Genomic DNA, 14768 nt, shown 5'->3' on the forward strand with positions numbered 1-14768 from the left:
GCAGAGTATGACAGCGCGCAAGCCGACCATGGCCGACGTGGCCAGGTACGCGGGCGTCAGCCTGAAAACGGTCTCCCGGGTGGTCAACCGGGAGCCGCACGTCAGCGCCGAGGTCCAGCTCAAGGTGGGCGCCGCGATCAGCGCGCTCGGCTTCCGCCGCAACGAGGCGGCGGCCCGGCTGGCCAGGGGCGCCACGATGCTGACCATCGGGCTGGTCATGGAGAACATCTCCAACGAGTTCTACTCGCGCCTGGCCAAGGCGGTCGAGGCGGCGGCCGCCGAGCACGAGGCGCTGGTCGTGTTCGGTTCCTACGAGGAGCGGCCCGAGCGCGAGCGCATGCTGGTCGAGTCGATGTACGCCCGCGGCGTCGACTCCCTGATCGTCGTACCGTCGTCGGGCGACCACGCGTGGCTGGCCAGGCACACCGGCCTGACCACGGTCTTCGTGGACCGGCTGCCGCCCGGCCAGGACAGCGACGTGGTCCTGCTCGACGACCTGAGGGGCGGCCGCCTGGCCACCGGGCACCTGCTCGCGCACGGCCATCGCCGGATCGCGCTGGTCTCCGACGACGTACGGCTGAGCTCGGTGCGCGACCGGGCCACCGGCTACCGCGAGGCGCTCGGCGCCCCGGACGAGCGCCTCGTCGTGCACGGCGTGTTCGACCCGTGGCGGGTCTCGCAGGAGGTCGCCCGGCTGCTCGACCTGGCCGACCCGCCCACCGCGTTCTTCGCCACCAACAACCGGGCCGCGATCGGCATCCTGCAGGCTCTGCGCGAGCGCCCGGAACGCCCCGCCTACGTGGGTTTCGATGACTTCGCGCTGGCCGAGGTGTTCAACCCCGGCGTGAGCGTGGTCCGCTACGACATCGACCGCATCGCCCGCAGCGCGGTCGGCCTCCTGCTCGATCCGTCCGGACGGCCGCGCCGGGTTACCGTACCGGTGGAGCTGGTCGTACGCGGATCCGGCGAGCGCGGCCCCTAACCCTTGGGACGCCAGTCGCCGCGGTCCAGGTCGAGGTCCTCGGGCGTGTGCAGGCGGACCATCGTCCTGGCCACGCCCGGCGGCACCCGGTGCGGGGTCAGGAACGACACCGCCACCATCACGGTGAACGCGATCGGCACCGTCCACGCCGCCGGCTGCGCCAGCAGCGCGTTGATGACCCCGTCGTACGGCCCGCCGATGATCGTGGCCAGCACCGCGCAGCAGGCCAGCCCGCCCCCGGCGAACAGCCCGGCCAGCGCGCCCGTCGTGGTCAGGCGCCGCCACCAGATGCCCAGCACCAGCAGCGGGCAGAACGAGGAGGCCGCCACCGCGAAGGCCAGGCCCACCACGTCGGCCACGGGCAGCGAGCGCGCCCACAACGCCAGCGCCAGCGGCACCGCCACGGCCATCAGCGTGGCGATCCTGAACGAGCGCACGCCGCCGCCCAGCAGATCCTGCGCGATCACCCCGGCCACCGACACGGTCAGCCCGGACGAGGTGGACAGGAACGCCGCGAACGCCCCCGCCGTCACCAGCGCGGTCAGCAGGTCCCCGAGCGTGCCGCCGACCATCGTGCCGGGCAGCGTGAGCACGACCGCGTCGGTGCGGGCCAGGTCGGGGGTGTACAGCCGGCCCAGCCAGCCGTAGGCGGCGGGCAGCAGGTAGAAGGCGCCGAGCAGCGTCAGCACCACGAGCGTCGTACGGCGCGCCGCCCGCCCGTCCGGATTGGTGTAGAAGCGCACCAGCACGTGCGGCAGCCCCATCGTGCCCAGGAACGTCGCCAGGATCAGGGAGTACGTGGAGTACAGCCCGTACTCCTTGCCGCTGCCCAGCGGCATCTGCCAGGTGGCCGCGTCGGCCGCGCTCAGGCCCGGGGCGCCGTCGCGCTTCCAGGCCAGCAGCAGGAACACCAGCGGCACCGCCAGCGCGGTCAGCTTCAGCCAGTACTGGAAGGCCTGCACGAACGTGATCGAGCGCATCCCGCCCGACAGCACGTTGACCGCCACCACGACCGCCACCAGCAGCCCGCCGACCCAGACGGGCGCCCCGGTGATCGTGCGCAGCACCAGCCCGGCGCTCTGGAACTGCGGCATCAGGTAGAGCCAGCCGATCAGCACCACGAGCACGCTGGCCGTACGGCGCACCGCCATCGACTCCAGCCTGGCCTCGGCGAAGTCGGGCAGCGTGTACGCGCCGGAGCGCCGCAGCGGGGCCGAGACGAGCACGAGCAGCACCAGGTAGCCGCCGGTCCAGCCGACCGGCAGCCACAGCATGTCGATGCCGTAGGTGAGGATCAGGCCGGCGATGCCGAGAAAGGAGGCGGCCGACAGGTACTCGCCGCCGATGGCCGAGGCGTTCCAGAGCGGGCTGACGGTGCGGGAGGCGACGTAGAAGTCGGAGGTGGTACGGGAGAACCGGATGCCGAACGCGCCGATGAGCACCGCGGCCACCACGACGACCACGACCGCGGTCAAGCTCATCGGATCGGCTCCGCCGGCCCGATGAGGTTGACGAGACCGTGCTGACCGCTCACTCGCTTCGCTCGCTCATCTGCGCTCGACCAGGTCGGCGAAGTGGCGCTCGTTGCGTTCGGCCTGCCGTACGTAGAGCCAGGCTCCCACCACGAAGGCGGGATAGATGAGGCAGGCGAGGACCGCCCAGGGCAGCGGCACGCCGAGCAGGTGCAGGCCGCGCACGTCCGGCAGGAGCAGGAACAGCAGCGGCAGCCCGCCGATCACGCAGGCCAGCACGGTGCAGACGAACAGCGCCAGGCGGAACTGGGTGCGCAGCAGGGAGCGCATGTAGACCTCGCCGACCACGGTCTGCTCGTCGATCTCGCGCGTGGCCGGGTAGCGGCGGCGGCGCGCGGCGGCGGTGCGGGGGCTGGTGACGGCGACGCGGCGGTTGCTCATCGTTTGGCTCTTCTGACGAGGAGGTCGCGCAGCTCACGGGTGTGGCGGCGGCTGACCGGGATCTCGGTGCTGCCCACGGTCACCGTGCACCTGCCCGAGTCGATGTGCAGCTCCTCGATGTGCTTGACCGCGACCAGGTGGCTGCGGTGGACCCGGACGAACCCGGCCGTGGCCCAGCGCTCCTCCAGCGTGTTGAGGGGGATGCGGACCAGGTGGGTGCCCGTCTGGGTGTGCAGGCGAGCGTAGTCGCCCTGCGCCTCCACGTACACGACATCGGCGGAGGAGACGAAGCGCGTCACCCCGCCCAGCTCGACCGGGATGGTGTCGGCGTCCTCGCCGTCGGGCGCCACGTCGGAGGACAGGGCGACCCTGCGGATCGCCTCGGCCAGGCGTTCCGGGCGTACCGGCTTGAGCAGGTAGTCCTCGGCCTTGATCTCGAACGCGTCGACCGCGTGCTCCTCGTAGGCGGTCACGAACACCACCCGGGGCGGGTTGGCGAACTGGGCCAGCAGGCGGCCCAGCACCACGCCGTCGAGCCCGCGCATCCTGATGTCGAGGAAGACCGCGTCGACGGGGCGGCCCTCGGCGATGCCGCGGTCGAGCTGCCGCAGCGCCGCGGCGCCGTCGCGGGCGGTCAGCACCTCGTCGATCCGCGGGTCGGCGCGCAGCAGGAAGGAGAGGTCCTCCAGAGCCGGAAGTTCATCGTCGACCGCCAGGACGCGCAAGCCAGCCACGCAACACTCCTTCCGATCCCTTGACAGTGATAAAAGCGACAAGAGGCGTCAAGCCCGTCACGCGCAGGTCACAGGTCACTAGCGGGCCGAGACCCCCGGGTGGTACTTCGGCACGCGCACGTTGACCTTGGTCCCGGCGCCCTTGCCGGTCTCCACGACCAGGCCGTACTCATCACCGTAGACCTGGCGCAGCCGCTCGTCGACGTTGGCCAGGCCCACGCCGCCCGCGCTGACCACCTCCCCGGCCAGGATGAGCCGGAGCCGGTCGGGGTCCATGCCGAGACCGTCGTCCTCGACGCTGATGCGGCACTCGGCTCCGGCGTCCTCGGCGACGATGGTGATCCGGCCGACGCCGTTCTTGCTCTCCAGGCCGTGCCGTACCGCGTTCTCCACGAGCGGCTGCAGGCACAGGAACGGCACGGCGACCGGCAGCACCTCCGGCGCGATTCTGAGCGTGACCTGGAGCTGGTCGCCGAAGCGGGCCCGCTCCAGGATCAGGTAGCGGTCGATGGAGCGCAGTTCCTCCGCCAGCGTGGTGAAGTCGCCGTGCCGGCGGAAGGAGTAGCGGGTGAAGTCGGCGAACTCCAGCAGCAGCTCACGGGCGCGTTCCGGGTCGGTGCGGACGAACGAGGCGATCGTGGTCAGCGAGTTGTAGATGAAGTGGGGGGAGATCTGCGCGCGCAGCGCCCGTACCTCGGCCTCCATCAGGCGGGTGCGGGAGCGGTCGAGCTCGGCCAGTTCAAGCTGGGAGTCGACCCAGCCGGCCGTCTCCTGCGCCGCGCGCACCAGCCCGGCGGAGGCGTGCGGGCCATAGGCGGCCAGCGAGCCGACGATGCGGTCGTCGGTGGTCAGCGGCACCACGACCGCGTGCCTGATCGGGCATTCGAGCAGCTCGCACGGGATCGACAGCACCTGGGTACGGCCGTCGCGCAGGGTCGCCGCCGCGTGGTCCAGGGCGTCGGCGGCGTGGTGGTCACCGATGCCGTCGTACACCAGCAGCCGCTCGCCATCCGTGATCGCCAGCGCCGGCGAGCCGAGCAGCTCGCGCAGGTGGCGCGAGGCCTTCTGCGCGCCCTCGGCCGTCAGCCCGGCGCGCAGCGGCGGCGCGGCCAGCGAGGCGGTGTGCAGCGTCTCGAACGTGGCCCGCTCGGCCGGACCGGTCCCCAGCTCGCGGCGGCCGCGCAGGACCCGCCACAGCACCACGGCCGGGACACCGACCAGCACCACCGCCAGGATCAGGCCGACGGCGAGTTCCATGACTTCCTGATCAGCTCGGCGTAGGACTCGGCCTCGGCGTCGTCGGCGTACTTGGTGCGCGGCCAGAAGAAGCCGCGCAGCCCGTCCTTCTTGTGCCGCGGCACGATGTGCACGTGCAGGTGGGCGACGCTCTGGCTGATTCGGTTGTTCATCGCGACGAACGTGCCCGCCGCCTGCAGGCCCTCCTCCACCGCGCGGGAGCCGGCCTGGACGCGTTCGAAGAACGGGCCGACGTCGGTGAGGTCGGCCAGCGTCTCCACGTGGCGGCGCGGCACCACCAGGACGTGGCCCTTGAAGACCGGCCTCGTGTCGAGGAAGCCGACGGCCACCTCGTCGGAGAAGACCGTGAAGGCGGGCCGTTCCCCCGCGATGATCTCGCAGAACAGGTCGGTGCTCACCTGCCGACTTTAGCCGCGAACGCCGACCAGCTGCTCACGTTGGGGCCGCCCCACTCCCGGGGCGCGTGCAGGAAGTGCTCGCCGACGTGCGCGGCCAGCCGCTCGGGGGCCTCGGCGACCTTGCCGCCCCTGACGTGGTAGACGAGGCCGCCGGGGCGCCCGCCCATCGCCATCCAGGGCAGCCAGGGCGAGACGCGGCTCCAGGAGAAGAAACTGGGCACGTTCGCGGCGCCGGAGTCGACGTCTTCGGCCTTGGCGAAGAACTGGAACAGCTCCAGGGCGCGATAGGTGTCGTTTGCCGAATTTTCCGGAAATTCCGCGACTTTGAGGGGTGAGGGGTAGGCGAGACGGATGTCCACATTGAAGATGACCTGGTCGCCGATCCGCGTCTGCGGGACCGGGTAGGCGCCCAGACGCTGATTGACCGGGTCGTTGAAGACGTGCTGGACCTCGACCTCCCGGCCGGTGAACGGGTTGTCCCAGGTCCCCAGGATCTCGCGGGACTTCGGGTCGAGGTAGGCGGCGGCCTCGCGGGTCAGGAGCTGCCAGGCGCCGTCGGCCTCGACCACGCGCGCCACGTTGAGGCCTTCGAACCCGAACAGGTGGTGCGGGCCGTCGTCGTCCTGCCAGCCGTACACGTCGCCGGTCCACCACGAGATCGTCTCGGCGCCGTCGGTCGAGGCGCGCACCCGAAGGAAATCCATGGGGTGAAGCCTCTACGACCACGCGTCAGGTTTCAAGACACTCTGTCGTGATCACTTGACGGTGATGGTGAAGATCGCGGTTCCGGACTCCCTGACGCTGTCCGGGGCCGACGGCGTCTTCTCCGCCCCGCAGCGCCAGCAGTTGTACAGCTTGACCTCCGTCGTGCCCGGCCGCTTGGCGTTGAAGACGAAGTAGCCGCTGCCGCCGCTGCCCGGGGCGTCGCCTTCGCTCTCGTGCTCCTCGCTGATGAACGAGGCCACCGTCGCGTCCGGCACCTCGACCAGCGACCAGTTGTCGCCGACCGACGGGTTGTCGGCGACGACCAGCGAGAAACGATCGCCCTGGCTCACGTCGACCTGGGTCGTCCGGCCCTTCGCCCCCTTGACGACGGTGCCGTAGTCGCTGACCGCCGAACCCGCGCCACAGCCCGCCGCCGCGACGGCCAGCAGGGCCGCCGCGGCCCATGTCCTCTTCACCTGCCGCAGCGTACCGTTCCCTCCTCGGGGGTACGGCGGCGCGTTCAGCGCTTGCGCTTGAGCAGGCGGCGTACGACGAGGGCGACGATGGTGCCGACCGCGGCCATCACCAGGATGGGGCGCTTCTTCGCCTCCGTGGCGGCGGCGTCGGCCACCTCCCCGGCCTTGTCCGTCGCGGCCGCGGCCGTGTCCTTGGCGGCCACCGCCATCTCGCCCGCCTTGTCCTTCGCCGTCGCGGCAAGCTCGCCCGCCTTGTCCTTGGCCGCCGCCGCCGTGTCCTTGGCCGTGGCGGCGACCTCGCCCGCCTTGTCCTTGGCCGTGTCGGCCATGTCGCCTGCTTTATCCCTAGCCGTCGCCATCGCGTCGCCTGCCTTGTCTCTCGTTCCGGTCGTCTCATCGGACTCCGCGCCGGCCGGGGTACCCACCGTGGCCCGGTGCGCGCCCACGTCTCCCGCGCTGCGGTCCCGGTCCATCCCGGGATCTGCCTCGGTCATCGCCGGGCCCCTCCTTCACCATGTCGGCACGGATGGAGGCGCCCGCGGTGCGCTGCCGCCTCCTCCGACGAGAAAGGCGCCTACCCAGCCGGGAGGCGCTCTATCACGGCTGTCCCCCGCGCAGGTCCTCGCGCATGGCGTCGCGGGCGGCGAGGAGCGGGTCCTTGTCCTCGGCGTGCTCACGGATCGCGGCGCGCTCTTCCTCCGCGCGCACGTCCGTGACGTCCCCGTGCGTGTTGTCGGCCGCGACGAACACGCCGCGCGCCTCGCGCGCCGCTTCGGCGGCCTCGGCGTTCTCCGCCGCACCCGCCCGGGTCTGCGGCACGTTGATCGAGGTCGAGTCCACGGGCGTGCCCACGACGGCCTCGTGCGCGCCGACGTATCCCGCGGTCACTCCCTCGACGTACTCCTCGTGCTCCTCGTGCTCCTCGTGCTCCTCCATCGGCCCTGCCTTCCCGTGCTCTCACCCGTGGTTCTAACCGCACGGGTCGAGATCAACGGCAAAGCCCAGGCCACGATGTGGTCAGCGCCGGGCGAGCCTCAGCAGGAACCCGACCACCGCCGCGGCGTCGGACGACTTGGGCACCTCGCACCAGCCACCCGGCTTGTCCGGCGCGGCGAACGGGGAGGGCAGCTCGCACGGCGGCGCCGGCGGTTTGGGGCGTTCGCACCAGGATCCGGTCATACCTTCAGCGTACGTCGGCCCCCACCGCCGCCGCGAGCCTCCGGCGAGGATCCATCCGGTAAGCGTCACTCCACCGGCGGCGTGCTGTCGGTGGTCGGCGGTAACCTGCCGGGGTGCTGGTGGTGCATGGGGTGTGGGCGGGTGGCGGGCTCGCCTTCTGGGCGGAGGACACCGAGGCGGTCGGAGCCGCGTCGCGTGGTACCTGGCCACGGCCTCATCCGTTCGCCGCCGGGCATGAGGAGCTGGCCGCGCATCTCGGGCTCGCCGAACCGGCCGGCTTCCGGCACAGGGTGCTGGAGATGCTGCTGCCGGGTTCGGCCGCCGCCCCCGTGCCGTCGCCGGAGACCGGGCTTCTGGGCGACGGGATACGACCGCGGGTGCGCGCCTGGCGGGTACCGGTCGTGGTGCCGGAGGCCGGACACTGCCTCCGGCTGCTCGACTCCGGCGGGGCGACGGTGCGGTTCTGGGGCGTCGTGGCGGACTTCGCCCGCGATCTCGTACGGCGCGGCCGTGTCCTGCCCCAGCTCGTGCCGTCCGGCGAGCACGCGGAACCCCCGGCCGCGGCGGACGTGGACGACGGGTCGGCCATGTGGGCCATCCCGCAGGACACGGCGCAGGCCCGGTGGCGGGTGGTGCTGACCGGGCAGGACGCCGTGCGGTTCCGTGAGCTGGCCTTGGCGATGCCGCCCGCCTGCCGTACCGGAGCCGTGGAGCGGGCCTCGGCGGGGGTGCTGCGCGCGGCGCTCGACCACTTCGCGGACGCCCACGTCAGGACCAAGGTCCGGGAGCCACTGGTGGCGCGGCCGCGCACGCTCAGGGACCGCTGGCTGGCCGCGCTCACCGGGCCCGGCGCCTCCTGCCCGGACGTGCCGGAGCTGCGGGAGGCGCTGACCGCGTGGTACGACGCGGTGGCGTCGGCCGACAGTTCGGCGCGCGTCAGCTTCCGCCTGGTCGAGCCCTCCACGGACGCCGGTTACGGCGCCGGGGACGAGGCCACGGGAACCTGGGGCCAAGCGGGGGGTTCCGGAAACGAGGCCGGGGACGCGCGGTCCGGGAGCGATGACCGATGGCGGGTGGAGCTGGCGTTGCAGGCCGTGGACGATCCGAGCCTGTACGTCCCGGCCGACCAGATCTGGCGGGGTGAGCCACTGCCGGGCTTGCCTGCGCGGCCCGAGCGGGAGTTCCTGACCGGGCTGGGCCGGGCGGTACGCCTCTATCCCGACCTAGACCCCGCTCTCAGGGTGGCAGAACCCCGGGAGCTGGTCCTCGACACCGCGGGCGCGTTCACCTTCCTGCGACAGGCGGCGCCGCTGCTGCAGGCGGCCGGGTTCGGGGTGCAGCTGCCCCGCTGGGCCGGGCGGGCCAGGCTGGGGCTCAAGCTGACCACCCGCACCAAGAGCCAGCAGGCGGCCACCGGTCAGGGGTTCGGGTTGCGGGAGCTGGTCGACTTCCGCGTCGATCTGGCGGTCGGTGACGAGAGCATCAGTGAGGCCGAGCTGGCGGAGCTGGCCCGGCTCAAGGTGCCGCTGGTGCGCGTGCGCGGGCAGTGGGTGGAGCTGGACGAGCGCCAGCTCAAGGCGGCCCTGCGGGCGGTCGAGGGGCGAAGGGACGGCGAGCTGAGCGCGGCCGAGATCCTGCGGAACGTCGTTCAGGGCGAGGACGACGAGCTGCCCCTGCTGGAGATCGACGCCGATGGTGTCCTCGGCGATCTGCTGTCGGGGCAGGCCGAGCGGCGGCTGACCCCGCTGGCCACCCCGGCCGGGATCGACGCCACCCTGCGGCCCTACCAGGAGCGGGGGCTGGCCTGGCTGAGCTTCCTGTCGGAGCTGGGGCTGGGCGGCGTGCTGGCCGACGACATGGGCCTGGGCAAGACGATCACCACGCTGGCGCTGCTGGCCCACGAGAGGGCTCAGGCCGTACAGACGTCGCCGACGTTGCTGGTGTGCCCGATGTCGCTGGTCGGTAACTGGCAGCGGGAGGCGGCCAGGTTCGCGCCCGGGCTGAAGGTCTATGTCCACCACGGCGGCGGACGTGACGCCACCCTGGCCGAGGGCGCCGATCTGGTGATCACCACGTACGGCACCGCCCAGCGCGACCTGGAGACCCTGAAAGGCTTCACCTGGCAACGCGTCGTCTGCGACGAAGCCCAGGCGATCAAGAACAGCGGCACCCTGCAGGCCCGCGCCGTACGGGCGATTCCGACCCGCACCCGCCTCGCCCTGACCGGCACCCCGGTGGAGAACCACCTGGCCGAGCTCTGGTCGATCATGGAGTTCTGCAATCCCGGGATGCTGGGCTCGCGCTCCGCGTTCAGGTCCCGCTACCAGGAGCCGATCGAGGCCCGCCAGGACGAGCAGGCCACGCTCGCGCTCAGACGCGCCACCGGACCGTTCGTTCTGCGCCGTCTCAAGACCGACCGGTCCATCATCACCGACCTGCCGGAGAAGCTGGAGGTCAAGGAGTGGTGCTCGCTCACCCCCGAGCAGGCCTCCCTGTACCAGGCGGTGGTCGACGACATGATGGGCAAGATCGACGGCAGTGAGGGCATCGAGCGGCGCGGACTGGTGCTGGCCGCGATGGCCAAGCTCAAACAGGTCTGCAACCACCCGGCCCACCTGCTGAAGGACGGTTCGCGGCTGCCGGGCCGCTCGGGCAAGCTGGCCCGGCTGGAGGAGCTGACCGAGGAGATCGTGGCGGAGGGCGAGAAGGCGCTGGTCTTCACGCAGTACGCGGAGTTCGGCACGATGCTGCAGCCGCACCTGGCCGCCCGGCTGGACCGCCCGGTGCTCTGGCTGCACGGCGGCCTGGCGAAGAAGGCGCGTGACCGGCTCGTCGACCGGTTCCAGAACGACCCGGAGCCGATGGTGTTCCTGCTCTCGCTGAAGGCCGCCGGCGTGGGCCTCAACCTGACCGCCGCCAACCACGTCATCCACGTGGACCGCTGGTGGAACCCGGCCGTCGAGAACCAGGCCACCGACCGTGCGTTCCGCATCGGCCAGCGCAAGAACGTCCAGGTGCGCAAGCTGATCTGCGCGGGCACCCTCGAAGAGCGCGTGGACGAGATGATCGAGCGCAAGAAGGCGCTGGCGGAGCGCGTGGTCGGCACCGGCGAGGACTGGCTCACCGACCTGTCCTCCCAGGAGTTGCGCGAGGTCTTCCGCCTGGGCGCCGAGGCGGTGGGCTGAGCATGCCGGTCGGCAGGGACGGATGGTACGACGGCGGCCGGCCGATCGCGGTCGAGGGCGGGCTCAAGGCGCGCACCCAGCGCGGCACGATCGGCGCCTCGTGGTGGTCGCGCAGGTTCATCGACATCCTGGAGCGGGTGTGCGACAAGGGGCGGCTGGCGCGCGGGCGCACGTACGCGCGCAAGGGCCAGGTGCTCTCGCTGGAGCTGGCCGCGGGACTGGTGAGCGCCGGCGTGCAGGGCTCGCGCCCGGACCCGTACGAGGTGGCGGTCAGGGTCGAGGTGTACGCCGAGGCGCTGTGGGCCGAACTGGAGGCGGCGATCGCCGGGCAGGCGGTGCACCGGGCCAAGCTGCTGGCCGGGGAGATGCCGGCGGAGATCGAGGAGGTCTTCGCCGCGATGGGCGTCGACCTGTTCCCGCGCGATCTGGACATGGAGTGCTCGTGCCCGGACTGGGGGTTTCCGTGCAAGCACCTGTCGGCGGTGCTCTACCTGCTGGCCGAATCGTTCGACGACGACCCGTTCCTGGTACTGGCGTGGCGGGGCCGTACCAAGGAGCAGTTGCTGGGGTCGCTGGCCGATGACGGCGGGACGGGCGGCGACCCGCTCGCGGTGACGGACGTGCCGTTCGCCGACCGGCCGGCCGACTTCTACGCGGCGGGCGCGAGCGTGCGGCGGCCCGAGCGGCGGGCGGCCGGCGCGCCCGATCTGCTGCTGCGGTTGTTCCCGCCGCCGGAAGGGCTGGCGCACCAGCTCGGACCGGCCTATATCGGCATGGCCGCAGATCTTGAGGCACCCGCCGGCGAGACCTAATATGAGGGCCCTCTCGCCCCGAACCGGAGAGGACTCCTCGTGAGCTCACCCGCGTTAACGGCAAAGGTCTCCGGCGGTTGGACGGCACGGCTCGCCCTTGCCCAGCTCGGGCTGATGATGGGCTGGTTCACGCTCATCCAGATCGTGCTCCCCCAGCACATGGTGGTGGTGGACGACGCGAACAAGGAGGCGTCGCTGGCGGTGGTGTTCGCCGTGGGAGCGGCGGTGTCGATGGTGTCGAACGTGGCGTTCGGCGCGCTGTCGGACCGCACCCGCGGCCGCTTCGGCAGGCGCCGCCCGTGGATCATGTTCGGCGCGCTGACCGGCGCCGCGGCCCTGGTGCTGCTCGGCACCCAGCAGACGGTGCTGGGCATGACGATCGGCTGGAGCCTGGTGCAGCTGACGTTCAACGCGGCGTACGCCTCGACGGTCGCGGTGGTGCCGGACCGGGTGCCGGAGTGGCAGCGCGGCCGGGTGCTGGCGGTGGCGGGCGCGGCGCAGGCGGCGGGACCGCTGCTGGGCGGGCTGGTGGTGGCGCTGGTCGTCACCGGCGTGCTGCCGTCCTATCTGGCGATGGCGCTGCTGCTGCCGGCGACCGTGCTGCCGTTCGCGCTCGCGACCGGCGAGGGGCCGGTGCCGGACGCGGCCAAGGCCCGCTTCGACTGGCGCACGCTCTGGGTCAGCCCGCGCCGCCACCCCGACTTCGCGTGGGCGTGGGTGACACGTTTCCTGCTGAACCTGTCGATCTCGATGGGCACCGGCTACCTGCTCTACTACCTGCGTGACGCGATCGGCTACGAGCGGCTGTTCCCCGGGCACGGTGTGGACGAGGGCGTGCTCATCCTGCTGGCGGTCTCCACGGTGGCCGGCATCGCGCCCACGCTGCTGTCCGGCTGGCTGTCGGACAAGATAGGCAAGCGGCGCCCGATCGTCAGCGTGGCGGCGCTGCTGACCGCCTCGGCGGGGGTGCTGCTGGCGTTCACCACGTCCTGGCCGACGGTGATCGTGGCGGCGGTGATACTCGGGGCGGGCAGCGGCGCGTTCCTGGCCGTGGACCAGGCGCTGCTGACCCAGGTGCTGCCCACCGACCTCGACCGGGGCAAGGACCTCGGCGTGCTCAACCTGGCCTCTGCCGGGCCGCAGGTGCTCGCGCCGGTGCTGGCCGCGCCGCTGGTCACGCAGCTGGGCGGCTATCCGGCCCTCTACACGGTCACGGCCGCCGTGGGCATCGCGGGCGCCCTTCTGGTGTGGAAGATCCGCGGGGTGCCGTAGCGTCGGCGCATGCTGATCGAGACGGCCGAGCGGGTGGCGCGGGAGTTCGGGCTGGGCGAGGTGGCGGCGGAGCCGGTCTACGCGGCACGCGGCGAGCTGGGCCTGATCTGGCGGGTGGACACCGACCGGGGTTCGTGGGCGGTCAAGGAGTCGCTCATCGACGTGGCCGAGCACGACGCCGCCGCCGACGTGGCCTTCCAGCGCGCCGCCGCCGCGGCCGGAGTGGTGCTCCCGGCTCCGGTCGTGGACCGCGGCGGGCGGGTGATCCTGCGGGCGCGGCCGTACGACCTGAGGGTCTATGAGTGGGCCGATCTCGCCGCCGGCGAGATCACCGCCGCCCAGCTCGGCGCGGCGACCGCGAGCGTCCACCGGGTACGGCACGCCGCCCGCGGCCCGGTGCCCGCCTGGTTCGCCGCCCCGCTGGGCGCGGAGGGGTGGGCGGGGATCGCCGCGAGGTCGCGGCGCCAGGAGTGGGAGGACGCGCTGCGCACCTGGCTGGACGACCTCGTCGCGGTGGAGGCGATCGTCGTCGCGCCGGATCCGGCACGGGTGACGACCTGCCATCGCGACCTCAACGAGGAGAACCTGCGCATGTCGGCCGCGGGCCTGCTCACCGTCCTGGACTGGGAGAACTGCGGCCCGGCCGTGCCCGCCTGGGAGCTGGCCGCGATCGTGGCCCGCGATCCCGAGGTCTACCCCGCCTACGTGGCGGCTGGCGGTCCGGCCCGGGTGACCCGGCCGGAGGACTTCTCGATGCGCGTGGCCGTACAGGGGCATCTGCTGGAGTTCTACGCACGGCGGGCGAGCGACCCCGCGGAGGGCGAGGAGAACCGGGCGCGCTCGCGCGCCCGCCTGCGCGAAATGCTGACGCGGCCGCTCACGCTGGAGCGGATCTCAGCGGTCCTCGAAGGTCTCCGGGACCATCACGCGCACCCCGTTGGGCACCACGCGCAGCCTGATGGGGGTGCGTAGGCGCACCTCGCCGTCGACGTCGGCGGCCATCGGCGGGTCGGTCTCCAGGAGCATCTCGCGGCCGGTCACGAACGGCCCGCCCGCCATGCTGCGCCAGCGGCCGGACGCCGCCCGCACGAGCGTCTCGCCGAGCAGCCGCAGTTTCTTGCCGGAGCCGAGCTGGTAGGCGACGAGCTGGCCGTTGTCGATGCTGATGTCCTTGGCCACCTGCCAGCCGCCGTGGAAGCGGCCGTTGGCGATGTTGAGCTGGTGGGTGAGGAGCTCGTGGCGCTGGCCGTCGACGGTGATGAAGGCGCGGAACGGCCGGTGGCCCGGCAGGATCGTCAGCGCGGTCAGCGGGTAGGCGGGGCGGCCGATGATGCGCTTGAGCCACGGCTTGACCTTGCCGGCCACCTCGACGGAGACGCCGAAGCTGGCCAGGTTCGCGAACGGGCGGTCGTCGGCCATGCCGAGGTCGATGTCGGCGACCTTGCCGGTGGCGAAGACGTTGATCGCGCCGGCCAGGTCGAGCGGCAGGCCGAGGCTGCGGGCGAAGTTGTTGGTGGTGCCGAGCGGGAGCACGCCGAGCGCGACGTCGCGGTGGGCGATGTGGCGCACGGCCGACGACAGGGTGCCGTCACCGCCCCCGACGATCAGCAGGTCGGGCTGGGTGGCCAGCGCCCTGTCGAGATGCTCACGCAACCGCTTGGGCTTGAGCACCGAGAACTCGGCGAGCGGTTCGAAGCCCAGACCGTGGATGAGGTCGAGTGCCTCGAAGTAGTGGCGGCGACCGCGGCGCGAGCGTGTGTTGATCACCACGGCCACCCGGCGCTCACGCCGGATGGCCGCGGTGTGCTCCGCCTTGGTCCTAAGGTCCGTCATGGTCCCTCATCGTAGGGCCGCC

16 protein-coding genes are annotated in these 14768 nt (G+C 72.2%); 5 read left to right on the forward strand and 11 right to left on the reverse strand.

Annotated features, from left to right (window positions below; translation table 11 throughout):
* Positions 1-7: 7 nt before the first annotated feature.
* Positions 8-982 (forward strand): LacI family DNA-binding transcriptional regulator, encoded by a 975-nt coding sequence (locus ACIBKY_RS15120; protein ID WP_397097240.1) that lies wholly within the window; start codon positions 8-10, stop codon positions 980-982.
* Here ACIBKY_RS15120 and ACIBKY_RS15125 read toward each other — a convergent pair.
* The 10 genes from ACIBKY_RS15125 to ACIBKY_RS15170 all read right to left on the reverse strand — a co-directional run bounded on the left by ACIBKY_RS15125 (position 979) and on the right by ACIBKY_RS15170 (position 7644).
* A complete protein-coding gene (locus ACIBKY_RS15125) occupies positions 979-2463 on the reverse strand; it encodes a cation acetate symporter (RefSeq protein WP_397097241.1) in 1485 nt (494 codons plus the stop codon). The two genes, ACIBKY_RS15120 and ACIBKY_RS15125, sit on opposite strands and share 4 nt — an antisense overlap.
* Before the next feature lie 66 nt (positions 2464-2529).
* Complete coding sequence (locus tag ACIBKY_RS15130) at positions 2530-2895, reverse strand: hypothetical protein (RefSeq protein ID WP_397097242.1); 366 nt, start codon at positions 2893-2895, stop codon at positions 2530-2532.
* A complete protein-coding gene (locus ACIBKY_RS15135) occupies positions 2892-3629 on the reverse strand; it encodes a LytR/AlgR family response regulator transcription factor (RefSeq protein WP_397097243.1) in 738 nt (245 codons plus the stop codon). Before ACIBKY_RS15135 ends, ACIBKY_RS15130 begins: the two co-directional genes overlap by 4 nt.
* A gap of 78 nt (positions 3630-3707) precedes the next feature.
* Entirely contained in the window at positions 3708-4886 is a 1179-nt protein-coding gene (locus ACIBKY_RS15140; RefSeq protein ID WP_379613306.1) for a sensor histidine kinase, read from the reverse strand.
* On the reverse strand, positions 4865-5284 hold the full coding sequence (locus tag ACIBKY_RS15145; RefSeq protein WP_397097244.1) for an HIT family protein: 420 nt from the start codon (positions 5282-5284) through the stop codon (positions 4865-4867). Before ACIBKY_RS15145 ends, ACIBKY_RS15140 begins: the two co-directional genes overlap by 22 nt.
* Entirely contained in the window at positions 5281-5988 is a 708-nt protein-coding gene (locus ACIBKY_RS15150; RefSeq protein WP_397097245.1) for a DUF1838 family protein, read from the reverse strand. Before ACIBKY_RS15150 ends, ACIBKY_RS15145 begins: the two co-directional genes overlap by 4 nt.
* Positions 5989-6039: 51 nt before the next feature.
* A complete protein-coding gene (locus tag ACIBKY_RS15155; protein WP_397097246.1) occupies positions 6040-6465 on the reverse strand; it encodes a protease inhibitor I42 family protein in 426 nt (141 codons plus the stop codon).
* Positions 6466-6509: 44 nt separating this feature from the next.
* Positions 6510-6959, reverse strand: coding sequence for a hypothetical protein (locus ACIBKY_RS15160; RefSeq protein ID WP_397097247.1), 450 nt, complete (start codon positions 6957-6959; stop codon positions 6510-6512).
* Positions 6960-7062: 103 nt separating this feature from the next.
* A complete protein-coding gene (locus ACIBKY_RS15165; protein WP_397097248.1) occupies positions 7063-7401 on the reverse strand; it encodes a hypothetical protein in 339 nt (112 codons plus the stop codon).
* 81 nt (positions 7402-7482) lie between these two features.
* Complete coding sequence (locus ACIBKY_RS15170) at positions 7483-7644, reverse strand: hypothetical protein (protein ID WP_397097249.1); 162 nt, start codon at positions 7642-7644, stop codon at positions 7483-7485.
* A 113-nt stretch (positions 7645-7757) separates the two neighbouring features.
* Between ACIBKY_RS15170 and ACIBKY_RS15175 the strand changes: the two genes are divergently transcribed.
* Genes ACIBKY_RS15175 through ACIBKY_RS15190 form a run of 4 tightly spaced genes read left to right on the forward strand, consistent with a single transcriptional unit; the run spans position 7758 to position 13885 of the window.
* A complete protein-coding gene (locus tag ACIBKY_RS15175) occupies positions 7758-10829 on the forward strand; it encodes an SNF2-related protein (RefSeq protein WP_397097250.1) in 3072 nt (1023 codons plus the stop codon).
* Positions 10830-10831: 2 nt separating this feature from the next.
* Positions 10832-11641 (forward strand): SWIM zinc finger family protein, encoded by an 810-nt coding sequence (locus ACIBKY_RS15180; RefSeq protein ID WP_397097251.1) that lies wholly within the window; start codon positions 10832-10834, stop codon positions 11639-11641.
* 39 nt (positions 11642-11680) lie between these two features.
* Complete coding sequence (locus ACIBKY_RS15185) at positions 11681-12913, forward strand: MFS transporter (RefSeq protein WP_397097252.1); 1233 nt, start codon at positions 11681-11683, stop codon at positions 12911-12913.
* Positions 12914-12922: 9 nt separating this feature from the next.
* Positions 12923-13885 (forward strand): phosphotransferase, encoded by a 963-nt coding sequence (locus ACIBKY_RS15190; RefSeq protein ID WP_397097253.1) that lies wholly within the window; start codon positions 12923-12925, stop codon positions 13883-13885.
* On the opposite strand, the gene ACIBKY_RS15195 is transcribed toward ACIBKY_RS15190, so the two are convergent.
* Positions 13808-14746 (reverse strand): diacylglycerol/lipid kinase family protein, encoded by a 939-nt coding sequence (locus ACIBKY_RS15195; protein WP_379613317.1) that lies wholly within the window; start codon positions 14744-14746, stop codon positions 13808-13810. The genes ACIBKY_RS15190 and ACIBKY_RS15195 overlap by 78 nt on opposite strands.
* Positions 14747-14768: the final 22 nt, after the last annotated feature.

This window comes from Nonomuraea sp. NPDC050394, from assembly GCF_044459065.1.
Classification (GTDB): Bacteria; Actinomycetota; Actinomycetes; order Streptosporangiales; family Streptosporangiaceae; genus Nonomuraea.